The sequence below is a fragment of the Arthrobacter sp. TB 23 genome (genome assembly GCF_000294595.1).
In the GTDB taxonomy this organism is placed as follows: Bacteria; Actinomycetota; Actinomycetes; order Actinomycetales; family Micrococcaceae; genus Arthrobacter_D.
The window spans coordinates 1-24,730 of sequence record NZ_ALPM01000069.1; the positions used below are offsets into that span (position 1 = coordinate 1).

23 protein-coding genes and 2 tRNA genes are annotated in these 24,730 nt (G+C 64.5%); 8 read left to right on the top strand and 17 right to left on the bottom strand.

Annotated features, from left to right (window positions below; all coding sequences use genetic code 11):
- Positions 1-1,357: aromatic amino acid lyase (locus B384_RS0110165; protein WP_019483010.1), on the bottom strand; the 1,357-nt coding region annotated here is incomplete at its 3' end.
- Positions 1,358-1,498: 141 nt separating this feature from the next.
- Between B384_RS0110165 and B384_RS0110170 the strand changes: the two genes are divergently transcribed.
- From B384_RS0110170 to B384_RS0110190, 5 genes are all read left to right on the top strand, one after another.
- Positions 1,499-2,560: an ABC transporter ATP-binding protein gene (locus B384_RS0110170; protein WP_019483011.1), complete on the top strand. Its 1,062-nt coding sequence runs from the start codon at positions 1,499-1,501 to the stop codon at positions 2,558-2,560.
- Positions 2,557-3,204, top strand: coding sequence for an ABC transporter permease (locus B384_RS0110175; RefSeq protein ID WP_019483012.1), 648 nt, complete (start codon positions 2,557-2,559; stop codon positions 3,202-3,204). The genes B384_RS0110170 and B384_RS0110175 overlap by 4 nt, the downstream gene beginning before the upstream one ends.
- Positions 3,204-3,929, top strand: a complete 726-nt coding sequence (locus tag B384_RS0110180) for an ABC transporter permease (protein WP_019483013.1) — start codon at positions 3,204-3,206, stop codon at positions 3,927-3,929. The genes B384_RS0110175 and B384_RS0110180 overlap by 1 nt, the downstream gene beginning before the upstream one ends.
- A 31-nt stretch (positions 3,930-3,960) precedes the next feature.
- Positions 3,961-4,896 carry an ABC transporter substrate-binding protein gene (locus tag B384_RS0110185; RefSeq protein ID WP_019483014.1) on the top strand — a complete coding sequence of 312 codons (936 nt, stop codon included), beginning with the start codon at positions 3,961-3,963 and terminating at the stop codon, positions 4,894-4,896.
- A gap of 86 nt (positions 4,897-4,982) precedes the next feature.
- A complete protein-coding gene (locus tag B384_RS0110190) occupies positions 4,983-5,999 on the top strand; it encodes a YeiH family protein (RefSeq protein ID WP_019483015.1) in 1,017 nt (338 codons plus the stop codon).
- 148 nt (positions 6,000-6,147) lie between these two features.
- Here the strand turns inward: B384_RS0110190 and B384_RS0110195 are convergent, their stop codons facing one another.
- The 6 genes from B384_RS0110195 to leuC form a co-directional block, all read right to left on the bottom strand.
- Positions 6,148-7,311 carry a D-alanine--D-alanine ligase family protein gene (locus tag B384_RS0110195; RefSeq protein WP_035766961.1) on the bottom strand — a complete coding sequence of 388 codons (1,164 nt, stop codon included), beginning with the start codon at positions 7,309-7,311 and terminating at the stop codon, positions 6,148-6,150.
- A 2-nt stretch (positions 7,312-7,313) separates the two neighbouring features.
- The gene (locus B384_RS0110200; RefSeq protein WP_019483017.1) at positions 7,314-8,339 is read right to left on the bottom strand and encodes an NAD(P)H-dependent glycerol-3-phosphate dehydrogenase; all 1,026 of its coding nucleotides are present in this window, start codon (positions 8,337-8,339) and stop codon (positions 7,314-7,316) included.
- A complete protein-coding gene (locus B384_RS0110205; RefSeq protein WP_019483018.1) occupies positions 8,336-9,094 on the bottom strand; it encodes a lysophospholipid acyltransferase family protein in 759 nt (252 codons plus the stop codon). Before B384_RS0110205 ends, B384_RS0110200 begins: the two co-directional genes overlap by 4 nt.
- A 17-nt stretch (positions 9,095-9,111) precedes the next feature.
- Positions 9,112-10,539 (bottom strand): UDP-N-acetylglucosamine 1-carboxyvinyltransferase, encoded by a 1,428-nt coding sequence (gene murA / locus B384_RS0110210; RefSeq protein ID WP_019483019.1) that lies wholly within the window; start codon positions 10,537-10,539, stop codon positions 9,112-9,114.
- Positions 10,540-10,744: 205 nt separating this feature from the next.
- The gene (leuD, locus tag B384_RS0110215) at positions 10,745-11,344 is read right to left on the bottom strand and encodes a 3-isopropylmalate dehydratase small subunit (protein ID WP_019483020.1); all 600 of its coding nucleotides are present in this window, start codon (positions 11,342-11,344) and stop codon (positions 10,745-10,747) included.
- Positions 11,345-11,353: 9 nt separating this feature from the next.
- Positions 11,354-12,832, bottom strand: a complete 1,479-nt coding sequence (gene leuC / locus B384_RS0110220) for a 3-isopropylmalate dehydratase large subunit (RefSeq protein ID WP_019483021.1) — start codon at positions 12,830-12,832, stop codon at positions 11,354-11,356.
- A gap of 121 nt (positions 12,833-12,953) precedes the next feature.
- Between leuC and B384_RS0110225 the strand changes: the two genes are divergently transcribed.
- Both B384_RS0110225 and B384_RS0110230 read left to right on the top strand, forming a co-directional pair.
- The gene (locus B384_RS0110225) at positions 12,954-13,673 is read left to right on the top strand and encodes an IclR family transcriptional regulator (protein WP_019483022.1); all 720 of its coding nucleotides are present in this window, start codon (positions 12,954-12,956) and stop codon (positions 13,671-13,673) included.
- An 85-nt stretch (positions 13,674-13,758) separates the two neighbouring features.
- Positions 13,759-14,289 (top strand): DUF1697 domain-containing protein, encoded by a 531-nt coding sequence (locus B384_RS0110230; protein ID WP_019483023.1) that lies wholly within the window; start codon positions 13,759-13,761, stop codon positions 14,287-14,289.
- A gap of 57 nt (positions 14,290-14,346) precedes the next feature.
- Here the strand turns inward: B384_RS0110230 and B384_RS0110235 are convergent, their stop codons facing one another.
- The 9 genes from B384_RS0110235 to B384_RS20605 form a co-directional block, all read right to left on the bottom strand.
- A complete protein-coding gene (locus B384_RS0110235; protein ID WP_019483024.1) occupies positions 14,347-15,990 on the bottom strand; it encodes a GTPase family protein in 1,644 nt (547 codons plus the stop codon).
- Positions 15,987-17,798, bottom strand: coding sequence for a dynamin family protein (locus B384_RS0110240; protein WP_019483025.1), 1,812 nt, complete (start codon positions 17,796-17,798; stop codon positions 15,987-15,989). The genes B384_RS0110235 and B384_RS0110240 overlap by 4 nt, the downstream gene beginning before the upstream one ends.
- Before the next feature lie 84 nt (positions 17,799-17,882).
- Positions 17,883-17,955 (bottom strand) — tRNA-Glu (locus tag B384_RS0110245).
- 87 nt (positions 17,956-18,042) lie between these two features.
- Positions 18,043-18,114: transfer RNA gene (locus tag B384_RS0110250), tRNA-Gln, on the bottom strand.
- A 70-nt stretch (positions 18,115-18,184) separates the two neighbouring features.
- Complete coding sequence (locus B384_RS0110255; RefSeq protein ID WP_019483026.1) at positions 18,185-18,904, bottom strand: HAD family hydrolase; 720 nt, start codon at positions 18,902-18,904, stop codon at positions 18,185-18,187.
- A gap of 2 nt (positions 18,905-18,906) precedes the next feature.
- Positions 18,907-20,415, bottom strand: coding sequence for a glutamate--tRNA ligase (gene gltX, locus B384_RS0110260; protein ID WP_019483027.1), 1,509 nt, complete (start codon positions 20,413-20,415; stop codon positions 18,907-18,909).
- Positions 20,416-20,463: 48 nt separating this feature from the next.
- Positions 20,464-20,751, bottom strand: a complete 288-nt coding sequence (locus B384_RS18560) for a hypothetical protein (RefSeq protein ID WP_133185544.1) — start codon at positions 20,749-20,751, stop codon at positions 20,464-20,466.
- An 11-nt stretch (positions 20,752-20,762) separates the two neighbouring features.
- Entirely contained in the window at positions 20,763-21,536 is a 774-nt protein-coding gene (locus tag B384_RS0110270) for a fumarylacetoacetate hydrolase family protein (RefSeq protein WP_019483029.1), read from the bottom strand.
- 179 nt (positions 21,537-21,715) lie between these two features.
- Complete coding sequence (locus B384_RS20605; RefSeq protein ID WP_156809057.1) at positions 21,716-21,865, bottom strand: hypothetical protein; 150 nt, start codon at positions 21,863-21,865, stop codon at positions 21,716-21,718.
- A 226-nt stretch (positions 21,866-22,091) separates the two neighbouring features.
- Between B384_RS20605 and B384_RS0110280 the strand changes: the two genes are divergently transcribed.
- Complete coding sequence (locus tag B384_RS0110280; RefSeq protein WP_019483031.1) at positions 22,092-23,138, top strand: hypothetical protein; 1,047 nt, start codon at positions 22,092-22,094, stop codon at positions 23,136-23,138.
- 17 nt (positions 23,139-23,155) lie between these two features.
- Here the strand turns inward: B384_RS0110280 and B384_RS0110285 are convergent, their stop codons facing one another.
- A complete protein-coding gene (locus B384_RS0110285; RefSeq protein WP_237715287.1) occupies positions 23,156-24,730 on the bottom strand; it encodes a carbohydrate-binding protein in 1,575 nt (524 codons plus the stop codon).

The window sequence follows — 24,730 nt, forward strand, 5'->3', positions numbered from 1 at the left end:
CCCGCGCCGGAGCGGTCCCGAGCCGCTGGGGTGCCATCCGCAGCGCCCTGACCGCAGCAACTGCTTCGAGCGCGACGACGACGGGAGCCTCCGCAGCGAACTGGCGCAGCAGGCGAGCGCCCTGCGTGGCGAAACCGGCGTGCTCCTCAAGGCCCAGCGAGACGTTGATCCCCGGCCCGTTCACCGGCGTCGCCGCGGTACGCAGGATCGACAGCACATCCTGGGCGACGTACTCGGCAATCATGAGGCCAGAACTTCCCCGGGGACCCGTCGAGAGGAAAGACGGGAGACTGCTCAGCTCCGGTCGGAACAGGTGGGACAGCCTGGCCGCGGACAGTGAAATCACCGGGTAGACAGCCGTTCGGGTGCTGTCCAGCGCCGCCGCCAGCATGGCCAGATGGAATTGGCCGTGATGGAACAGGCCGTCGGTGGTCATCAGCGGGTTCTCCGCCGCACCGTTCAGCTCGGTTTCCAGGATGGAGCGCAACCGCTGGAGGGCATCGAGCGCCGGGGCGTGCACCTGGGGCAACGCCCTGAGGGCGAAAGGATCCTGCAGCCTGGCCGGCGCGGCCGGCGTATCGGGCCCGGTCAGGCGCCGCATCGCCGCCGCCACCGCCACCTGGTGCGGGTGCACCCTCGCCCGGTGAACCGCCTCGGCATACGGTTCGTCTGAGCCCTCCAGCGCCAGCATGGTCAGCGACGCCACCACCAGCGCACTCTTCATCAGCTGCTCCATGGCAACGGCACCCTGCGTCGCTGTGGCGAGGGTCAGTGCGCTGGAGCTCATGAACGGCAGCGAATCGGTGTCCTCGAACTGCACCGGGGCGATTCCCCCCAGCCGCCACGGCCGGTCCCCACTCAGGGTCAGTGCCAGCTCAGCCATGGCCGCCAGATCCCCGGTGCCGAGGCCGCCCAGACTGTGAATGGTGGCGACCGATCCATTGTCGAGGGCTTGCAGCAACCCCTTCACGACACCGGGACTGATACCGGACCCGCCGGCGAGGAACTGGTTGAGCCGGATTGCCATGGCAGCACGAACCGTGGTCTCCGCATCGACTCGACCAGCCCCCGCACAGTGGCTCAGCAACAGGCGCCGCGCATGAGCTGCCCGCCGCTCAGACGGCGACCGGCCCGGCTCCACATTCAGGGCGCGATTTGCGCCGACGCCGGTATTGGCGCCATATACCCGCCCCGATTCGCGGGCCTGAACCAATTGTTCTTGGGACCGCTGCAGGCCGTCGATAATGCCGTCGGGAACCTTTACCCGGGAGGAACCAGTTGAAATAGTAATAAGATCGTCAAGTGTCAGCGAGGCGCCGTCCAGCACCACCCGGTCGATGTTGTCCTCGGAAGTCATGGGTGAACCGTCGTCCTTTATCTATCGATATGTAAGTCTTCTCACATATCGGGGTGACTGTCTATTCATTCGCTGAAACTATGAATCAACTTATTCACTGCCTGCTATTGAGGCTGGTGCCAAGGAAACTGGAGAGCCACCGTGATTACGTTCGACAAGGTAAGCAAGACTTTTCCGGATGGCACCCTCGCCGTCGACAACCTGAACTTTGAATTGCCCACCGGCAAGATCACCGTCTTTGTGGGCCCCTCCGGCTGTGGCAAAACCACCTCACTGCGCATGATCAACCGCATGATCGAGCCGACCGGCGGCCGCATCCTGATCGATGGTCAGGACGTCACCCAGCAGGACGCGGCCCTGCTGCGTCGGTCCATCGGGTACGTCATCCAGCATGCGGGTCTCTTCCCGCACCGCACAGTGATTGAAAATGTCATGACCGTGCCCAATCTGATCGGAACCGACAAGAAGAAGTCGCGGGCCACTGCCATGGAGCTGCTGCTTCGGGTGGGGCTCACCGAGAGCATAGCCAACAAATACCCGGTACAGCTCTCGGGCGGTCAGGAACAGCGCGTGGGAGTTGCTCGCGCCCTTGCCGCCGATCCCCCCGTGATGCTGATGGACGAACCCTTCAGCGCCGTCGACCCCATTGTCCGCGCCGGCCTGCAGACCGAATTCCTGCGGCTGCAGGGCGAGCTGGGCAAAACGATTGCGTTCGTGACGCACGACATCGACGAGGCCATCAAGCTCGGTGACATGGTCGCCGTCTTCAGGGAAGGCGGGCATCTTGCCCAGTACGCCGCCCCGCAGGAGCTGCTGGAAAACCCGGCCAACGACTTCGTGGCCGATTTCGTGGGCCGGGACCGCGGCTTCCGCAGCCTGTCCTTCGACTCCTCCGAGGTGCTCGAGCTGGACCCCGTGGATTCGGTACGGGTGGGCAATGAAGTGCTGGTCCTCGACGACGCCGGGCGCCCCCTTGGCTGGGCCGGCCCGGGAATCGCCGACGAAAACTCGCCCCTCTCGGTCGCTGGCACCTTCACCGCTGCGGATTCCCTGCGGGTGGTGACCGACCTGGCGATCAGCTCTCCCGTCGGCATCGCGGTCCGGGTCAATGCATCGGGTGTGGCCGACGGCGTCATCCGGCATCCGAGCCTGGTCCGCCAACTGGATGAACGACGTCGGCTGCGCGCGGGGACCACCGCATGATCGACTACATTTCCGGCAACCGGGAGATCATCTGGACCGCCTTCCAGGAGCACCTGTATCTGGCGTTGATCCCCGTCATCCTGGCGGTCTTCATCTCGCTGCCACTGGGGTATCTGGCGGTCCGCTACAAGAAGCTCTACTACCCGCTGGTCAACATCAGCAGCATTCTCTACGCAATCCCTTCGCTGGCCCTGTTTCTCCTGTTGCCACCGATTATCGGTACCGGCGTCCTGTCCCCCCTGAACATCATCATCGCGCTCACCGTTTACAGCGTTGCGCTCATGGTCAGGGTGGTGGCCGACGGCCTGAACTCGGTTGATCCGGCCATCACCCAGGCCGCCACCGCCATGGGTTACCGCCGGGTCAAGCGCCTCCTACGGGTGGAACTGCCGATCGCCCTGCCGGTCATGCTGGCCGGACTCCGGGTTGCGACGGTTGCGAACGTGAGCATCGTCAGCGTTGGTGCGCTCATCGGCGTCGGCGGGCTGGGTGCCCTGTTCCTCCGCGGGCTGCAGCTCGATTACCTGGCACCGATCTGGGTGGGAATCATCCTGTCGGTGCTGCTGGCGGCCACCTGCGACATCATCATTGTGCTGGTTCAACGACGATTCACGCCCTGGGTGCGTGCGGGAGGACGAGCCTGATGGACTACCTCGAATATCTGCTGGATCCCGAGCACTGGGATCTCGCCATGAACGGGAACATCCCGTCACTCGTCGTCGAGCACCTCTATTACACGGTCCTGACGCTCGTCATCGCCGCACTGATCGCCATCCCGGTGGGGTTGTACATCGGCCACACGGGCAGGTTCTCGTTTGTGGCGATCAACGCGGGGAACGCCGGCCGGTCACTGCCGACCCTGGGCCTGATCATCCTGCTGGTGACGGTGATCGGCTTCGGGCTGCTGCCGGTGGTGATTGCCCTGGTGATCCTCGCCATTCCGCCCATCCTCACATCAACCTACGCGGGGCTCCGGGCGATCAACCCCGCGTCGGTGGACGCCGCGAAGGGGATGGGCATGCGGCCCATCCAGATCCTGTTCCGGGTCGAAATTCCGATGGCGTTGCCGCTGATCCTCAGCGGTCTGCGCAGCGCCACCCTGCAGGTAGTCTCGACCGCCACCGTCGCCTCCTATGTTGGCCTCGGCGGATTGGGCAGGCTACTGGTTGACGGTCTGGCACTGAATCAGTACGACCGGGTGATTGCCGGCGCCGTCGTCGTCGCCCTGTTGGCCATCATCCTGGACCTGATCGCTTCCGGTCTGCAGCGGCTGATGGTATCCCCCGGCGTATCCGGGCGCGCACTGACCCGGTCCTCCAACAAACCCGTGACCACCCCCGCGGAGACGTCACCAGCGCCTGCGGGATAAGCTTGTAAAACCTGACCGAAAGGCACGACCCATGATTAAGAAACGCTCAACCAAACTGATGAGTAGCGTTGCGCTCTTCGGAGCAGCGGCCCTCGCTCTGTCCGCTTGTGGCGGCGATCCGCTTGAGTCCGACGCCGGCGGAGAGTCAGTTGACGCAGAGACCATCGCGATTGGCTCAGCAAACTTCCCCGAAAGCGAACTCCTCGCCGAGATGTATGCGCAGGTGCTGGAAGCCGAAGGCATCGAGGTGGAGCGTAGCTTCAACATCGGTGCACGCGACCTGTACCTGGCGGCGCTCGAGGACGGGTCGATCGACCTGCTCCCCGAGTACAACGGTGCACTGTACTCATCCCTCGTGGAGGGTGGCGCCCCCGAGGGTGTGACCAGCCCCGAAGAAGTGTACGACGCCATGGTTGAGGTGCTGCCCGAGGGCATCATCGCACTGGAACAGTCCGAGGCCGAGGACAAGGACACCCTTGCGGTTCTCCCGGAGACCGCCGAGGAGCTCGGCCTGGAAACGATGGACGATCTGACCGACATTGCTGGTGAGCTCACGCTCGCAGCCGGTCCCGAATTTGTCGAGCGCTACCAGGGGCTGATCGGCCTTGAAGAGGTTTACGGCATCGTGTTCGCCGAGTTCCGTCCCCTGGACGCCGGTGGACCGCTGACCCGCGAAGCACTTTTGAGCGGCGAAATTGATGTAGCCAACATCTTCAGCACCGACTCGACGATTGAGACCGAGTCTCTGGTGGTCCTCGAGGACACCCAGAACCTGTTCCTGTCCCAGAACATCGTGCCGATCGTGCGCGAGGCCAAGGTGACCGATGCGGTAACTGAATCGCTCAACGCGGTGTCGGCTGCCCTCACCACCGAGAACCTGACCGAGTACCTCGCACGGGTTCAGGTCGACAAGGAGTCCAGCGCGACTGTCGCCACGGCCTTCCTTGAAGAGTACGACCTGCTGTAGGTAGCGATTGCCCATCCCGGCTTCGGCCGGGATGGGCCTTGCTCTTTCTGTCAGCCCTTTCACCCGAGCGCCCTGAAAGTAAACCAGTGACCACACAGCGCTCGGCCGCCACCGCGGCAGTCATCAACCTGCTCCCCGGAGTATTGGTTATGGCCGCCGCCGTCGCCCTCTCCCTCTTCATTGCCAGCCTCCAGGGCTTCATCGGCGCCCTGGTGGTTGCCCTCGCCCTCGGCCTGCTGGTCCGCAACACCGGGCTGTTCCACCCGCGGATCCGGCCCGGCATTCAACGGGCCACCAAACGGTTCCTGCGGCTCGGCGTCGTCGTTCTGGGCTTGCAACTCTCCCTTCCCGAGATCCTGGGCCTCGGGTTCCCCGTCCTCGCCCTGATCATTGCGTCGGTGTTTATCAGCTTCCTGTTCACGCGGTACATCGGTGAACGGCTGGGACTCAGCCGGGCCGCGTCGACCCTGATGGCGGCCGGGTTCTCCATTTGTGGCGCGTCGGCGATCGCTGGCATGCAGAGCATTGTGAACGCCGACGACGACGAAGTGGCCAGTGCCATCGCCATGGTCACCCTGTATGGGTCGGCCGTGATCCTGGGGCTGCCGCTCATCAGCAACCTGCTGGGGCTCTCCCCTGAAACGTTTGGTATCTGGTCCGGGCTCGCCGTCCACGAGGTGGCCCAGGTGGTGGCGACCGCCAGCACTGCGGGGGCTGTGGCGCTCGCCGTCGCGACCGTGGTGAAACTTGGCCGGGTGGTGCTGCTGGCCCCCGTGGCTGCGTTTGTCTCCATCGGTATCCGGCGGGCCGAGGGCGCCCAGCCGTCAGTTCCGGGGCGGGTGGCGCCGATCGTGCCGCTGTTCGTGGTCGGATTTCTGGCCCTGGTGCTCCTGCGCTCCACCGGGGTGGTCCCCGAGCCCGTTCTGGACGCCGCCTCGCTGACGGCCACCCTGCTGCTGGCCGCCGCGATGTTTGGCCTCGGCACCGGGATCGACATTCCACACCTGGCACGCACCGGCGGGAAAAACCTTGCGCTGGGCGGCATCTCGACCGTGTTCCTTGGCGGCATCACCCTCGCTGGCGCAGTACTTGTCACCGCCTAGGTTCTGGCCTGGTCCGTTCCTGAGTCCCACCCCGGTTTTTTAGTGAGGAACCTGGACATCGGAGGCAAGATTTCCCTCACCGATGTCTAGGTTGACCTGACCTGTCTGGGTTGCTCACCATAACGACGGCGGCGCGAGCTGCACTGACCTAGCGGAGGCCCGTCTTGCGACTCAGGGCCAACTCGATCAGCTCGTCGATCAGCTCCGTATAGGTGAGACCGGACTTGGCCCACATCTGCGGATACATGCTGATTGGCGTGAAGCCCGGCATGGTGTTGATCTCGTTGATGATCAGACCGCCGGACGGGGTGTAGAAGAAGTCGACCCGGGACAGACCCTCTGCACCGACGGCGTCGAACGCTGCGGCGGCAAGCGCCCGGACCTGCTCGCTGGTGGCTGGCGGCAGGTCGGCCGGGCAGCTCAGTTCGGCGGCGGCGCCGTCGACGTATTTGGCTTCGAAGTCGTACCAGTCGTGCTCCCCTGGCTGGACAGCGATTTCCCCGGGCAGCGACGTCCGCGGTTCGTTGGTGCCGCGACCCTGCAGCACAGCAACCTCGATTTCCCGACCGATGATGCCCGCCTCCACGAGCACCTTGGGATCGAACTCCCGGGCAGCCTCGATGGCGGCGGCAAGATCAGATTCCGAAGCGACCCGCGTGATCCCCATCGAGGATCCGGCGCGGGCAGGCTTGACGAAGGAGGGAAACCCCAGGGCCGCCGCTCGCCCGAGGCACCCGTCACGGTCGTTGGCCCACTGCCGGTCAGTGATGACCTCATAGGGTCCCACCGTCAGACCGGCGGCGGCGAAAACCACCTTCATGTAGTGCTTGTCCATGCCCACAGCAGAGGCCAGCACACCGGCGCCAACATAGCGGATGTCGGCCATTTCGAGCAGGCCCTGCAGCGTGCCGTCCTCACCGAATGGGCCGTGCAGCAGGGGCACGACGACGTCGATCCCGCCGAGGCTGCGCGGCATCTGTTCGGCCGCGGTCACCATCAGCTCAGTGGATGCAAGGTTCTGGCCAGCCCCTGACGCTGCCAGGACCAGGGACTCGTCAGAGGTGTGGACCTCGGGAAGCGTTGCCGAACGAAGGGACCACTGGGACGGGTCACCCGACACCTGAACCCACTGGCCGTTCTTGGCGATCCCTACCGGAATGATCTCGTACTTATCCCGGTCGATCGCCTCGAGCACGCCGGCCGCGGTGATGCAGCTGACCGCGTGTTCACTGGATCGTCCACCGAAGAGCACGAGCACCCGCGGCCGACGCGTCGGATCAAGACGGGCGGTTTCAGGGGGAACAACAGTCACAGTCAGCCTTCGGATTTCAGTTCGCGGGACAGTAGACGCGCCCCCAGGTCATGGACGGAGACGGTGCCCTGAAGTACCGCCACCACGTTCTCGGTGATGGGCATATCGACTCCCAGTTGGCCCGCAAGATCAAGGACGGCCTGAGCCGATTTGATCCCCTCGGCCGTCTGGTTCATCTTCCCGGTGACCTCATCGAGGGTCAGTCCGTGGCCCAGCAACCGGCCAGCAGTGTGGTTACGGGACAACGGCGAGGAGCAGGTGGCGATCAGGTCGCCCATCCCGGCGAGGCCGGCCATCGTCTCAGCTTCCCCACCCAGAGCCACAGCGAGCCTGGTGGTTTCCGCGAGTCCACGGGTAATCACTGAAGCCTTGGTGTTATCGCCCATCTGCTTGCCTTCGCAGATTCCGACGGCAAGGGCAATCACGTTCTTGACGATCCCGCCGATCTCCACGCCAACCACGTCGGGGTTGGTGTAGGGCCTGAAGTATCTGGCGGTGCAGGCGGCGGCAATCCACGCGGCCACTTGCTCATCCGGACAAGCCACCACCGATGCGGTGGGTTCCTGACGTGCGATTTCCAGCGCCAGGTTAGGCCCCGAAACGACGGCAATGCGGTCAGCTGGCATCTCCAGTTCGGCAGCAATGACCTGGCTCATGCGGGCATCGGAGCCCACCTCGAGTCCCTTCATCAGCGAGACCACCACCGCGTCGTCGCGCAGGAGGTGTTTCCACGCCTGGAGCTGGGGCCTCAGCGACTGGGCGGGAACGGCGACGGCGACCAGTTCAGCGCCGTCGAGCACCTCGGCAATGTCGGTGGAACAGGTGATGTTCTCGGGCAGCACCGTGTCGGCGAGATACCTGCTGTTGCGCCTGGTGGTGTTGATCTCCTCGGCCACGTCCTCGCGGCGGGCCCACAGGCGCACCTGCGTACCGTGTGGGGCACCGGCGTCGGCCAGGATCTTCGCGAAGGTGGTCCCCCAACTGCCGGCGCCCAGGACGGCGACGACGGCTGGCGGTGTCCGGGTCACGAGTTCTCCTCAGGCTTGCTCTCGAAATTCCTGCCGGTGCTTTTCTGGTGTTTGTCCGCCGGGTTCCAGCGTTCGGTGGGCGGTGCTTCCTGACGCAATTCGGCGACCAGCGCGGTCAGCGCGTCGAGAATCCGCTCGGTTCCGGTGTCCAGCACTGTCTTGGTGATGGGCTTGCCCATGAGGTCGGAGAAGTCGACCGGGTCCCCAACCACCACCCGGGAGGTCTTCCGGGGAAAGAGGTAGAAGCGTTTCGCGTACCGGGGAAACACCTCGTGGGCTCCCCAGTGGGCAAGCGGGACGATCGGAGCGCCGGTCTGCAATGCGAGCCGCGCGGCGCCGGTCCGGCCCTTCATGGGCCACATGTCGGGATCCCGCGTCAGGGTGCCCTCCGGGTACACCACAATGCCGCCGCCGGAGCTGATTGCTTCACGCGCTGCCTCAAGCGATCTGTTGGCGCCGGCAGTGGTCCGATCTACCGGTACCTGCCCGGTAGCACGGAGGATCCAGCCCATGACCGGCACCTTGAACAGCGACGCCTTGGCAAGGAAATGCGGTGTCACCTTCTGATTGAACAGAAAATGTCCGATCACCACCGGGTCAATCTCGGTGATGTGGTTGGGGCACACAATGAACCCGGTGTCCCGCGGCAGCTTCTCCGCACCCGACCACTCCTTCGACATCAACGTGTTCATGATGGGACGCACTGTGACGGAGAGCACGGCGAACGTGGCGCGGGACCTTCTGGATTCAGTCATAAACGAGTGCCGCGAGCCTAGCGGCCGCCCTCCACCGATGCCACAGCAGCGTCGGTCACAGGAGCGTCGGTCGCAGCGGCGTCTGATTCAGCAGCGTCCGTCACAGGAGCGTCCGGTTCAGCAGTATCAGAGGAGATATCGAAATCGGCTCCCAGGCCTTCGAGCTTGTCCTGGAAACGTTCGTAGCCGCGGTTGATCAGCTCGATGCCGGTCACCCGTGACGTGCCCTTCGCCGCGAGGGCGGCGATGAGGTGGCTGAAGCCGCCGCGCAGGTCGGGGATATCAATGTCCGCGCCATGCAGCTGCGCCGGACCGGAAATGACCGCCGAGTGGAGGAAGTTCCGCTGCCCAAACCGGCACGGGACGCTACCCAGGCATTCGCGGTGTACCTGGATGTTGGCACCCATCCGGATCAGCGCATCGGTGAAGCCGAAACGGTTCTCGTAGACGGTCTCGTGAACAATCGACACGCCCTCCGCCTGGGTGAGGGCGACGACGAGCGGCTGCTGCCAGTCGGTCATGAACCCGGGGTGCACATCGGTTTCCAGGACCAGTGGGGACAGCTTTCCGCCGGGATGGTAGAAACGGATGCCGTCGTCGTCGACGTCGAACGCTCCACCGATCTTTCGGTAGGTATTCAGGAAGGCGGTCAGATCGAGCTGACGCGCACCCTCAACATAGATGTCACCCTGGGTGACCAGCGCTGCTGATGCCCAGGATGCGGTTTCGTTGCGGTCGGAAATGGCCTTGTGGTTGAAGCCACTCAGCTCGCTGACGCCCTCGATGCGGATGGTGCGGTCGGTCTGCACCGTGATGATCGCGCCCATTTTCTGGAGGACGGCGATCAGGTCCATGATTTCGGGTTCGACGGCGGCACCCTTGAGTTCGGTGATGCCCTCCGCCCGGGTAGCGGTCAGCAGTACCTGCTCGGTGGCACCGACGCTCGGGTACGGCAGTTCGAGCTTCGCGCCGTGCAGACCCTTGGGCGCCGAAATGGAGATGCCACCGGGACGCTTGTCCACGACGGCGCCGAAGTTGCGCAGCACCTGCATGTGGTAGTCGATCGGGCGGTCGCCGATTTTGCAGCCGCCCAGGTCGGGGATGAAGGCTTCCCCGATGCTGTGCATCAGGGGGCCGCAGAAGAGGATGGGGATGCGTGAGTCGCCGGCGTGGGCGTCGATGTCCTTGGACTGGGCCATCTTTGCGCCCTTGGGGTCCATGCTCAGGTCACCGGTGACGGGGTCCTTGGTGACCTCAACGCCGTGGAGCTTCAAAAGGCTGGTGACAACCTCGACGTCCTTGATCTCAGGGACATTCCGCAGGACCGAGGGAGCATTACCCAGCAGGGTCGCCACCATCGCTTTGGGCACCAAGTTTTTGGCTCCACGAACGGAGACCTTGCCGGTCAGAGGGACTCCACCACGAATGGTCAGCACGCTTCCCATGAACACCTATTTTCTTCGATTTGCACACAACAGAGATTGCCCCCAAAGCAGCAATTGCCTCCCGCTAAGCATAGGAGCATGTCTAGGAAGACTGAAATAGACTCCCCGGGGCTACTGTCGAAAACTCTCGATCTGCACCATTCATTCCCCGCCGTTCCGCAGGAAAGGTCCGCCGCCGATGACCTTGCTCACCGTCGGGCGTGCCTCAGGTGCGCATGGGGAGGGTCTTCGGCTTCCACGCCGGGCGGGAGGCCTCATATCTGGTGATGGTTTCCTCGTGGGTCAACGTCAGACCGATGTCGTCGAGGCCCTCCAGCAACCGCCAGCGGGTGTAATCATCGATCTGGAACGGAGCCGTCACGCTGCCGCAGCTGACGGTGCGTTCCTCCAGGTTGACGGTGACCTCGGTGCCGGGATGATTCTCGAGGACCTTCCAGATCAGCTCAATGTCATCCTGGGCCAGCTGCGCCGCGACCAGACCCTGTTTGCCGGAGTTGCCGCGGAAAATGTCGGCGAACCGGGACGCCAGCACGGCCTTGAACCCGTAGTCCTTCAGCGCCCAGACCGCGTGTTCACGAGAGGAGCCGGTACCGAAATCCGGCCCCGCGACAAGGACCGAACCGGCGCTGAACGGAGCCTGGTTGAGGATGAAGTTCGGGTCCTTCCGCCACTCGGCGAACAGGGCATCCTCGAACCCGGTCCTCGTGATGCGCTTCAGGTACACCGCCGGGATGATCTGGTCGGTGTCGATATTGCTCTGGCGCAGCGGCACGCCGATTCCGGTGTGGGTGATGATCTTTTCCATGGGAAGCTCCTAGGCGGCGTTCGCGGCTGAGGCAACGACGTCGTCGTGCTGGCCTGTTGTGGCGGGCGGCAATGGCTCGAGATCGGACGGCGAGCTGAGGGTTCCGCGGACCGCGGTGGCGGCGGCGACCACCGGGGACACCAGGTGGGTGCGGCCACCCTTGCCCTGCCGGCCCTCGAAGTTGCGGTTCGACGTCGATGCGCACCGCTCCCCCGGCGCCAGCTGGTCCGGGTTCATGCCCAGACACATTGAGCAGCCAGCGAAACGCCATTCCGCGCCGAAGTCCTTGAACACCTGGTCCAGGCCCTCGGCCTCGGCATCGAGGCGAACCCGGGCCGACCCGGGAACCACCATCATGCGGATGTTCGGGTCCTTGACCCGGCCGCGGATGATGTCGGCGGCAATCCGCAGGTCCTCGATCCGGCTGTTGGTGCAGGAGCCAAGGAACACGGTGTCCACCCTGATGTCTTTCATGGGGGTGCCGGCGTCCAGTGCCATGTACTCGAGGGCACGTTCGCAGGCCGCCTTGTCATTCTCGTCGGCGAAATCGTCAGGGGACGGCACGGCCTGCGACAGTGAGACACCCTGGCCGGGGTTGGTACCCCAGGTGACGAAGGGCTCCAGCTCATCGGCGTCGAGGAACACTTCGGCGTCGAACACGGCGTCGTCGTCGGTACGCAGCGTCCTCCAGTTCTCGACGGCGGCATCCCAGTCCTCGCCCTGCGGTGCGTGGGGCTTGTCTTTCAGGTACTCAAAGGTGGTGTCGTCCGGGGCGACCATGCCGGCACGGGCGCCGGCCTCGATGGACATGTTGCAGATGGTCATCCGCGCTTCCATGGACAGCGCACGGATGGCAGAGCCACGGTATTCGAGCACATAGCCCTGCCCGCCGCCGGTGCCGATCTTGGCGATGACCGCAAGGATGATGTCCTTGGAGGTCACACCGGGCTTCAGGGTGCCCTCGACCGTGATGGCCATGGTCTTGAACGGCTTGAGCGACAGGGTCTGGGTGGCCATCACGTGCTCCACCTCTGAGGTGCCGATGCCGAGCGCCAGGGCACCAAACGCCCCGTGGGTGGAGGTGTGCGAATCGCCGCAGACCACCGTCAGGCCCGGCTGGGTGAGGCCCAGCTGCGGGCCGATGATGTGAACGATGCCCTGTTCAGCGTCGCCCAGTGAATGCAGGCGCACCCCAAACTCTTTGCAGTTCGCGCGGAGGGTTTCGATCTGGGTGCGGCTGGTGAGGTCAGCGATCGGCTTGTCGATGTCCCAGGTGGGGGTGTTGTGATCCTCGGTGGCAATGGTGAGGTCCGGCCGGCGCAGCGGGCGACCCGCCAACCGCAGCCCCTCGAAGGCCTGCGGAGAGGTGACTTCATGGACCAGGTGGAGATCGATGTAGAGCAGGTCCGGCTGGGATTCGGCACCCTGCACCTCGCCCTTGCGCACAACGTGTGCGTCCCAGACCTTCTCTGCGAGCGTGTTGCCCATGACCGGTTTCCCTTCGGAGCTCTTCTACTGACGTCTCGGACGGATGCATCCCAAAAAAGTTACATCCCAGACAGTTGCCCAGACAGTTGCATCTCAAATGCTGAGACGGCAATATCATCCTATGGACAATATTAGCGGTGTAGGTGTGATAGACAAAGCGGCGACCGTGCTCGACGCCCTCGAAGCGGGTCCCACCACCCTGGCGCAGCTCGTGGCGGCAACCGGGCTGGCCCGTCCCACTGTGCATCGCCTGGCGCAGGCCCTGGTTCATCACCGGCTGGTCAGCCGCGATATTCAGGGCCGCTTTGTGCTCGGCAGCCGCCTGGTTGAACTGGCTGCCGCTGCCGGTGAGGACCGGTTGATTGCATCGGCGTCCCCCGTCCTGCTGCACCTGCGGGACGTGACCGGTGAGAGCGCGCAGCTGTTCCGTCGGCAGGGCGAGTGGCGTGTTTGCGTGGCGTCGGCAGAACGCCCGATCGGTCTCCGCGACACCATCCCGGTGGGCACCCAGCTCTCCATGAAAGCTGGCTCCGCGGCCCAATGCCTGCTGGCCTGGGAAGACCACGACCGCCTCCTCAAAGGATTACAGGAAGCCCGGTTCACCCCGACGGTACTGGCCGGAGTACGACGTCGGGGCTGGGCCCAGAGCCTCGGCGAACGGGAGGCGGGGGTTGCCTCGGTTTCAGCGCCGGTCAGGGGGCCATCGGGACGGGTGATCGCGGCGGTGTCCATCTCGGGACCAATGGAGCGGTTGACCCGTCAGCCCGGACGCATCCACGCTCAAGTGGTCCTCAACGCTGCCCAGCAGCTCACCCACGCCGTCGGCAAAACCGCCGACTGATCGCCTCGAAGCCCGCACCTCGATAGGGTGTGGCATGACTGAGGGTGTGGCATGACTGAGGGTGTGGCATGACTGAGGGTGTGGCATGACTGAATATGCAATCTTCCTCCGTGGAGTCAACGTCGGCGGAATCATCCTCAAAATGGCTGACCTGCGCGCCGCCGTCGAGACACTCAACGTCAGCAGGGTGACAACGCTCCTGGCGTCAGGCAACGTCACATGTACCACCGATCTGGCAGCTGATGAGCTCAAGGAGTCGGTTGAGAGGCTGCTGCGCGTTACCTTCGGGTATGACGCGTGGGTGGTGATCATCGAGGCCGGCAGGCTGCGCGAACTGGTGGAGGCCTGTCCTTTTCCCGCCGACGACCCCGCTAACCACACCTATCTCACCCTGTCCTCGGATGCGGCTGCGCTCGCCGATCTCGTGGAAGCGAGCGCAGGACTTGAGCCGGGCCTGACAGTGCTGGGTCCCGAGGCCGCCACCTGGTGGGCGCCGCGTGGTGGAACCCTTGAGTCTCCACTGAGCAAGCTGACCGCCAAGCCGCGGTTCAAGAACTCGACCACCACCCGGAATCTGAGGACCCTGCAGAAGGTACTTGCGGCCTTCAACGCCTAGCCCGGTCAGGTTTAGCCGGGTCAGGTTCAGCCGGGTCAGGTTTAGCCGGGTCCAGTCCTAGCCCCGGCCGCGAGCTGCGGTGACAGCCTTCCGGAACCCGTTGTACCTGGTGATCTCGGCCTCGACCGGAGCCACCACGTCCCGCGCGGCGACCTGGGCCACCGCGGCGTGGAGCCGCCGTCGTGCGCGGCGTCCCCGCGAACCAGCCGACACTTTGGCTGCAACAGCAGAGAGCAACGACACCGCGATTCCCAGTACCGCTCCCCCGATCGCCAGCAGCGTGGGCAGCGGGAAGCCCTCAACCATCGGCGTCTCGGGTGCTGGGAGCTGCAGGAAGCCCAGCGCGGCGAGCACGCCAAGCCATCCCAGCCCGGCGACAGCCGTAGCGAACAGCAGCCATTGCAGCAGGCCGATCACCGGCCACCACCAGGACCGTGTACCCCAGCGAAGGTCGGTTTGCGCGATGGCCTGGTCCAGTCCGTCGGCGAGTGATTCGTTCGCCCCCTGGGCTGCACCGCGGATCTGCTCGCGCCAGGGTCCGCTGACCGTTTGGGCTGCAGCGTCGGCGTACTCCCGCAGTGCCCCGTCCATGGCGGCGCGTTGCGCCGGTCCCGGGGTGGGCAGTGAGGTGCGATTGACTGCTGCGTTCACATCCGACCGGCGCAGGTTCAGGCGACGCAGCGGGTCGGGCCTAAGCTTGCCCAGCCAGCGGGTGACCGGCCACCCCGTCGCGGCGTGGGCGTCCCGCCGGTAGGAACCTACGACCGCATCGACCACCGTCTCGGTGCCGACGGCTCCAGCCAGCCGCTCCACCAGCCGTGACCGTGCCGCTTTGGGCGGCAGGACGGCGTCGGTCGGTCCAGCGTGCCCGGCCAGCTGCGTGGCAGCCGCCGTTACATCCGCCGTGAGCCGCGCAGTGGCAGCCTGCCGACGTTTTACCGTCTGCCCAATCTCCGTCACGAGCTGGTCCAGTCCGGCGCCGGTGGCAGCCGAGACCGGGTGCACTGCCACGGAGGGGAGTCCCTCGTCGGCCAGGATCCCGCGCAGCGAAGCCGTCACCTGGTCCACGTCATCCCCGATCAGGCGATCGGTCTGGTTCAGCGCCATCATGGTGACGGCGCCGTGGGTGGACATGCGTCGGAGGAAGCCGTGGTGCAGGGCGGCGTCGGCGTATTTCTGTGGGTCGACCACCCAGAGCAGGACGTCGACCTGCCCGGCCAGACGCTCCACCACCTCGCGGTGGCTTGCAGCGGTGGAGTCGAAATCTGGGAGGTCCAGCAGGATCAACCCGTGGCCGTCGTCCGCGGAGGTTCGCCCCCCGAAGGCCAGCCGCGAGTGATCGGGCAGTTCGTGCCGCTGGGCCACCTGCAGCCAGTCCAGGAGCGGGCCGCTGCCCTCGGATTTCCAGAGCACGGCGAGGGGTTCGGAGGTGGTGGGTCGGCGTGCCGCCACCCGCGCGACCTCGGTCCCGGTCAGCGCGTTCAGCAGTGAGGACTTGCCACTGCCGGTGGGGCCAAAAATGCCGACGACGGTGTGGGCGGCGGACAAGGAGCGGCGGCTGCTGGCACGGTCCAGCACCTCGTAGGCGGCCTTCAGGTCCTGCTCGGGGAGGCGCCCCGCGGCCAGCTCCCGTGCGGTATCCAGAGCTTCAAGCTGGTTCTGGACTGCTGACTCGGCCAGCTTGCCCTTGTGCCGGCTCACCGGCCGTGTCCTTCATCAGCGTGGCCGGCGTCGTCGTTCCCACGGTCAGGGGCATCGTCGCTGTTCAGGTCAGGCTTATCCGAACCGCGTGAGTCAAGGTCACGGGCATAGGCCCGCAGGGTGTCGGCCGGGAGCTGCCGGGCTACCGGCTCCAGCAGTGTGAGGTAGCGCTGCTGTTCGGTGAGAAGGAGCGACTCACACCGGCGCTGCAGGTTGTCGCGGGCAGATTTCGCCAGCCGTCGGACAGCGTCCTCGCCGAAGACTGCTTCGAGGAGTTTCTGCCCGACGACGGCGGAGCCACCTGCCACCCCGATCTCCAGTCCGCTCAACCCTGCGGTGGAGGCGAACACCACCACCATGAGAGCGACTGCTACGCCGTTCACGCCGAAGGACAGCATCCGGGCAGTGAAGCGCTTGTTCGCGCCCTCGGAACTGACCAGGTCCAGCAGGTCCTTCTGCCAGGCGCGGATCTCCCGCGCCACGGTGTCCGGGAAGTCGTCGCCGCGTGGCGGTAGCCCGGTGAGCAGTTCCCGGCCGGCGTCGCCGTCCCGCCAGGAATGTTCAGTCTTCTGTGCTGCCTGCGCCGCCTGTTCCACGATGACAGCGTGGAGCCCGGTCTCGATGGCCGTCTCCACGGTCACCGCCCGCGTCGGCCGACCGGTGAGGAACGAGCCCATGGCGTCGCGCACCCGGCCGACCCGCGATTCAAGGCCCCGCATGAACTCCCCCGTGCCGACAAAGTCCTGCCAGCGCGCCAACACCTCACCGCGGAGCAGTGTCCCGTCCTGGGTGGATTCGAGGATCCCCTGGAGGGCGTCGTCGTACGCGCGGGTCGCCGCATCGCGCAGCCGGAGATATTCGGTGTGCTGCTCGTCCTGAGCGTCGGCTGCGTCGTGGACCCGTCCCGCCACAGAGCGGACTGCCCCGTAGAGGGTGCGGCGGGCAATTTCCTGCCGGCCGGTGGCGTCGGCCGCCAGCGCCCGCAGCCACCGGCGGATGGGGTCAACCGCATCTGCCGGGAGCATTCCCGCCGGGTCGAGCGGCAGCTCCGGGATGATGAAGATAGGCGCGTGGCCGAGATCGGCGTTCGCCAGCAACGTGTGCAGGTCGCTGCGGACTTCCTCCTCCACCCCGGCGGGGACCCGGTCCAGGACTACGGCGAGGAGGATGTCGCGTGCCGCAGCATCGGCCAGCAGTTTCCACGGCACAGCATCGGCGTAACGGTTCGCGGTGGTGACGAAGACCCACAGATCAGCCGCTGCGAGGAGCTGGCCGGAAAGCCGCCGGTTCTCGTCGGCGATCGAGTCGAGGTCCGGGGCGTCCAGCAGCGCGAGGCCCAACGGAATCATCGGGTCGGGCCGGAGCAGTAAGGCCCCTGCACCAGCGGCCAGGGTATCGGCGGGCTGTTCGGTCCCGGGTTCGACGGCGCGTACCCGGCTCAGTGTGGCCAGGACCCGTTGGTCCGAGAACCAGTGACCATCGGCCGGGTGATGCAGCAGGACTGGTTGCCGGGTGGTGGGTCGGATGGCCCCGGAGCGGGTGACTGGATGTCCCACGATGGCGTTGACCAGGGTGGACTTTCCGGCTCCGGTGGATCCGCCGACGACGGCCAGCAGCGGGGCGTCAAGGCTGAGTAACCTCGGAAGTACATAGTCCTCGAGCTGGGCCGCGGTTGCCGACGCGTTGAGCTGGGCGCTGTCCGCGCCATGCACCGCCAGAGGAAAGGACAACCCACGCAGCGCCTCCCCTGTCTGGCGTAGCGTCGCCAGAAGCGGCTGGGCATCGGCGGCAGGAAGGGTGTCAGTCACCACCCCATTCTGCCGTACGGCTCAGGGTGCCTGCGGTAGGGCAAAGAAAAACCCCCGGAATCCATAGGATTCCGGGGGTATCTGTGACCCCAGCGGGATTCGAACCCGCGTTACCGCCGTGAGAGGGCAGCGTACTAGGCCGCTATACGATGGGGCCAGTACTGTGTGCTGTCTGGCCTGCGCCAAACGAGCTAGATGATTGTTTCACATCTGATAGATCCGGCCAAATTGTCCGGATCTAACGCTGGGGTACCAGGACTCGAACCTAGAATGTTGGTACCAGAAACCAGTGTGTTGCCAATTACACCATACCCCAATGGCACATACCGGAGCGCTCCTGACGGAGCATCCGGGCCGCGGAAACCGCTCTGCGCCGAGAGATCACTTTACCGGATGTGCGGCAGTAACTGCAAAACGCCCGCCAGTGAGGTGATCCGGCGACCTGTGAAGTCCCCGGTCCCGGCGTCACGCCGGTCCAGCCACACCCCGATCAACCCCGCAGCGTCGGCGCCCTCGGCGTCGACCACCCTGTTGTCTCCCACATAGAGGGTGCGCTCCGGCAGGGTGCCCAGCTGCCGTGCACCTTCCAGGTAGATCGCCGGATCCGGTTTTGCCACGCCAACCGTGTCGATCCCGACGAGGACCTCGAACCGGGACAACCCCGACCGGTTGAGCTTGGCGCGCTGGTAATCGTGCACATTGTTGCTGACCGCCCCGTAGGGGATGCGTCGGCTCTCCAACGCGTCCAGGAGGGGGACGACGTCGTCGTACGGTGCGAAGTGCAGGGGCAGCGTCGCCTCATACGCGGTGTTCCAGTGGCGGGCAGCCTCACCCTCGAGTGGTTCCTCGACGAAGGCAGCCTGCGCATGCCGGACCCGATCCAGCCGCTGCTCGGTGAAGGTCAACTCCCCCGCGAGGAACCGGTCATAGGAGCCCAGCGGGTCGTGGGCGTACAACCGCTTGTACTCGGTCCAGTCCGCGTCGCTGAGATGCGCGAGGGTGTCCGCCCCCACATGGTGGAGGGTCCTTCCCATCGCGGTTTCCAGATCCACCAGGGTGTCGTCGATATCGAACAACACCCCGGCGATGTCCGGGAGGTGCTCCATGATCAGCCGGCCACGCTTCGGAAGGCGGCGATCCGGGCCAGCGAGGATTCCTTGCCGAGAATGACCATCGATTCAAAGAGCGGCGGCGAGATCCGCTTGCCGGAGACGGCTGTCCGGACCGGGCCGAAGGCCAGGCGTGGCTTCATGCCCAGTTCTTCGACCAGGGCCTGACGGAGCGCATCCTGAATGGTCTCGGTGGTCCAGTCGTCGAGCGGCTGCAGCGCGGCCTGCGCTGCGTCGAGGACTTCCCCGAGGTTTGCTGGCAGACCCTTGCGGGCGTCGTCGGCAATCTCGATGCCGGCGTCGGCGGTGAAGAGGAAACCCAGCATGTCCGGGGCTTCGCCAAGGAGAGTGATGCGCTCCTGGATCAGAGGAGCAGCCTCGATCAGGATCTGGCGTTCGCGATCGCTCAGGGTCTCGCCGAGGAAGCCCGCACCCTGAAGGTAGGGAATGATCCGCTGGCGGAAGTCTTCGGCCTCGAGCAGGCGCACGTGGGTGCCGTTGATCGCCTCGGCTTTCTTGAGGTCGAAACGGGCTGGGTTCGCCAGCACGTCGTGGACATCAAACTTCTCCACCAGGGTGTCAACAGTGAAGATGTCCTCATCAGCCGACAGGCTCCAGCCCAGGAGTGAAAGGTAATTGAGCAGGCCTTCGGGGATGAAACCGCGTTCACGATGCAGGAACAGGTTTGATTCCGGATCGCGCTTGGAAAGTTTCTTGTTGCCCTGACCCATGACATAGGGCAGGTGCCCAAACAGCGGCATGTAGCTGGCTACGCCGATGTCGATCAGCGCCCGATACAGGGCAATCTGGCGAGGGGTTGATGAGAGGAGATCCTCGCCCCTGAGCACATGGGTGATGCCCATCAGTGCGTCGTCCACCGGGTTGACCAGGGTGTAGAGGGGAGCACCGTTGGCACGGACCACTGCGAAGTCGGGGATGCTCCCGGCACGGAAGGTGATTTCACCGCGCACCAGGTCGGTGAAGGTGATGTCATCGTCGGGCATCCGCAGCCGCAACACAGCACCACGGCCCTCACTCCGGAAGGCCTCCTGCTGGTCCTTGGTGAGGGTGCGGTCGTAGTTGTCGTAGCCCAGCTTCACGTCCCGACCCGCTGCCCGGTGGCGTTCCTCAACCTCTTCGGGCGTGGAAAAGGACTCGTAGAGGTGGCCGGCTGCCCGCAGCTTGGCGATGACGTCCTGGTAGAGATCGCTGCGCTGCGACTGCCGGTAAGGGGCGTGGGGTCCGCCCACCTCGACGCCCTCGTCCCAGTCAATGCCGAGCCACTTCAAGGCATCCAGCAACTGGGTGTAACTTTCCTCGCTGTCGCGGGCCGCGTCAGTGTCCTCGATCCGGAACACCATGGTGCCCCCTGTGTGACGGGCGTACGCCCAGTTGAACAGGGCGGTGCGGATCAGTCCGACGTGCGGGGTTCCAGTGGGTGACGGGCAAAACCGCACACGCACAGGGGTCTGATCGGTGACAAGGGGGATCTCAGCAGCATTAATCATGATGGGTCCAAGTCTACGGGGCTTTGGTCCCCGACCCCGAGCGAAGAGCTAGCCCGCGACGAACCACCAGGCGCCGAAGATCAGCACCGCAACAAGGGCGCCGACTCCGAGCTGAACCCGAAGCGGTGTCTTTGGCCGGAAATAGCGAATGGGCAGGACGGCGGCTGCACCGAACCCCAGCGCTGCGAGAGCGGAGATCCACATCTGGGGCGCACCACCGATGGAGGCCGCACGGGCCAACACCAGCGGCAATGCACAGGCCGCGATGGCAAGGTAGCGCCCCAGCCGGCGGCGCTCGGCGCTCGGGCTCCCCTTTTCCACCGGACCCCGCGGCACCCGCCTCATGGTCAGCGACGCGCCGGGTTGGACAACCGCCCGATACCCTCGATCTCGACTTCGTAGGTCTGGCCTTCGCTAATGAGCCCGACGCCGGCTGGTGTCCCGGTCAGGATCAGGTCACCTGGCAGAAGCGTGAAGGCCTGGGATACGTAAGACACCAGTTCCCGTACCCCCCAGATCATCTGGCTGGTTGAGCCGTCCTGCTTGAGTTCACCGTCGAGCCGGCCGCTGACCCGCAGATTCTCGGTGTCCAGTGCTGTTTCGATCCAGGGCCCAACGGGGCAGGAGGTGTCGAAACCCTTGGCGCGCGCCCACTGGTTGTCGGTTTTCTGGGCGTCTCTGGCGGTGAGGTCGTTGGCACAGGTGTACCCGAAGACCACTTCGTCCACCCGATCCAGCGGCACGTCCTTGCAGATCCGCCCGATCACGACGGCAAGCTCGGATTCGAAGGAGATTTCGTCGGAGAAGGCCGGCAGCGCAATTGGATCGCCGGGGCCGATGACTGAGGTGTTGGGCTTGAAGAACATCAGTGGTGCTGGCGGAACCTCGTTGCCGAGTTCCTTGGCATGCTCCGCGTAGTTGCGGCCGATCCCCACGATCTTGCTGCGCGGGATTACCGGGGCGAGTAGACGGACATCAGCCAACTGGTGGCGGACGCCGGTGAGTTGCACACCTGAGTAGAAGGGGTCGCCAGCCATGACTGCGATCTCTTCCTCGCCTTCCTCTCCCTCAACCACTCCGAATGCTGGGTCACTGTCAACGACAAATCGGGCTATACGCATGAATCCCACGTTACCGTGACCTGAGCGCCTGTGCAGGAATCAGGCGCTCAGCGGAGTAGCAATTCCACAGTGAATTGCCCCGGACAAGCAAATGACCGTGAACCTGTCCCCAGTGGGCAAGTTCACGGTCATCAGGCAAACACTCAGCGCACGAGCGCGCTAAATGTCATTGGCGGAGCTTAGTGAGGCCAGTCACCAATGTGAGGCCAGTCACCAATCTTGGTGATGGTGCTCTTGAACCCGATAGCAGCGTCGGCAGCAGTCGCTGTGGAGACACCGCCGATTGTAAACACGGCTACAACCAGAAGGGAGGCAAATAATCTTTTCATACGAGAGTCCTTTGCTTATACGAGAAAACGTGAGGCACCGAACCTCACGTAGTTTTATCAGTATACGAACTAAAAACAAAAAACCAAGCGTTTGGAAAGATGAACTTTTGGGAGCATTACTCGCCGAATATCCCCTAAACTTATGCAGTCGGGTCCCTTCCCATCGAGGGAACTCCGCTGCACCACGCGAGGTCCACTCATAACTGTACGAAGGGGCTACCAACCCATGGCAACAAATCAGCCCGGCGACCAGCTGTTGTACGAGCTGCGGGCCAGAGAAGCATGGAGCCAGCGGGACTATGAGAGAGCCCGCGTCATCGCCGGTCAGGCCGTTGACCTCGCGCTGAAAGATAACGACGACGTGGCCTGGTGGAATATGGCTTTCCTACAGGCTGAGTGCTTGCGCGCGGAAGGCGCCCTTGAACAATCGGTCGAATTGGCACAGAAACTTCGAGATCATTCCCTTACCAGCCAATCGCCCTCGCTGGCGGTAAGAGTACTTACCCTGCTTGCTGTCGGCCTTCAGGGTTTGGGTCAACTCCCCGAGGCGGTTCGTCAAGCCACTGCTGCAGTAGAAATGGCAACCGATGCGGTTGATGCTCCTGAACTGCGCGTCGAAGCCCATCAGGCATTGATTGCCTCGCTCGCCGAAAGCGACAGACTGGACGAGGCCTGGACCCGCTGTCTCGCGCTCTCGGTACTGCTCTCCACCGAGATGCGGTCCCAGACCGCGGGGAAAGCCCACTGGGCTATCGGCAACGTAGCCTTCATGCGGCGCGAGGTGGCAGACGGCACTAAATTCCACTCATTGGCCGCCGCACACCTTTCCCCAAACAATGACCTCGACCTGTGGGCCCGGTTTAACCGCGCCTCAGCAGCGAAGCGGCTTGCCGCCGGCGTCGTTGACGCTGAAACTCTCGAGTGCATCGAACGCGCTGAGACCGCCAGCTCAATTGTGGGCGGTAACGACCGTGACCAGCTGGAGCTGTCCCTGACCCGGGCTCACTGGCTGGTACTTACGGGCCAGCTCAACGCGGCAGTCAAGCGCCTCAAACCGATCTGTGCCGACAGCACCATCCTGGCTTCGCAGACTGCCGGTGAAGCAAATTTGTTACTCGGACGTGCGCTGGCCGGGCGCGGCGACGACATTGAGGCAATGAATTACCTCGACGCCGCCAAGGCGAACTTCATCCAGTCCGGAGCCCACGATCGGGCGGCGCACGTCGCAGAATTGATCGAATCCCTCATGCAGCCCGAATCAACCACTACCTAAGAGCCAGGCTTCCGGCCTTACGGGGACTCGCTGCGAGTTGCCGTCGGGGTGGGTGTTGCCGACCGGGTGGGCCCTGAGGCGTCTTCATCCTCAAGACCCTCGAGAAGCTCAATGACGTCGTCGTTTGACAGCCGATCCCACGGAGATCCAGCCGAACCCTGCAGGGCAGCTTCCGGGCTGTCGCCCTGGCTCCACCACTTGCATTCGAACACGTGATTATCGAGCTTGACGAGATCACCGCTCTCATACACCTCTTCCGGATCCCATTCGTCGACGGTTCCGGCGGGAACGGTTGGCGCGGAGACTGGTTTTTCACCCGGCAGAACTGGCCCGATCAGCGTCCACGGCGTCTCATCGGCTCGCAGCACTGGGTTGTCCGGTGTGGAATCTTCGTTCCACCATTTGGCCACATACACGTTGCCATGCCAGACCACTCGCTGCTCAGCCACGTAGGTGGCGTCCTCGGACCAGATAGGGTACGGGCTGGTCTCGGGATTGTCCTCGACCAGTTCCGGAGTGGGTTCGGGCGAGGCCGAAGTGGTGGCGATGGTCTCGGAAGTTCCCTCGAACTCCTGACCCAGGAGCTGCGCGAAGCTCTGGCCGTCCTGGTCAATTCCGCTGCACCCAACCGAGACCACAGTCACGTCGGCGTAGTTGTCGCTGCAGGTGGCATCACGGTTCAGGGACCACATGGACATCCGGCCAATACCCTTTTCGACGGCGAAGGCGTTCAGACCCGCAGCGTGATCCAGCGAGAACACCTCGCTGACGACGTCGTTCTGGCCGATCATCGGGGTGAGGCCGAGCTTGGTCCAGAGCGCCTGCGGACCGAGTGGCAGATCAGCGCGGCTGTACAGAGTGGACAGCTGTGAGTGGGTGGCTTCGGCGGCGGCAATCGACGCTTCAAGCATGCTCATTGTTTCGGGCCGGCTTTCACCGAAGTCCATGGTCATGATGTTCACCCCGGCGAGGTCCACTTCGCCTTCGAGCATTTGGGTGACTGCGGTGGTCCCCGGCTCGGTCAGGCCCGTCGGAGCAACCGGTAATGTCAGCCAGACGTTCAGGGGCTCATCGGCCGCCAACCGTTCCTGCTGCAGCAGCGCGATAGCCTCAGCCCGCCGCTCCCCTGCTTCGGTGTCGAGGAGGTTCTCGCCCTCGACGTCGAGGTCAATCGTGGAGAGATTGTACCGCTCGACCACTGAGGCGTAGGCATCTTTCAGATCATTGACGTCGGTGCAGGAGGTAGCCAGCTCGTCATTGAGCAGACCACCGAAGGACACTGCCACTTCCCCGCCGCTCTGCAGCAGACGGGCGATCCGACGATCCAGGTCCATGGTGGATTCGGCTTCATCAAAGGAGTACGCCGCACCCCAGGATGGTTCACAGGGACTTTCCGGGTCGGCAACGACGAACGACAGAACGATACTGCCGCCCTCTTCGGTCTGCGGGCGTTCAAAGGCGTAAAACGGAGTGGCAGTCGCATCGACGTAGCCGGCGAACCAGGAGCCGCTATCTTCGGCGGCCCGGGCGTCCTCAAACCGGCTCCAGCCGGTGACGGATCCGGCAACCACCGCTGCCACGACACCGATCAC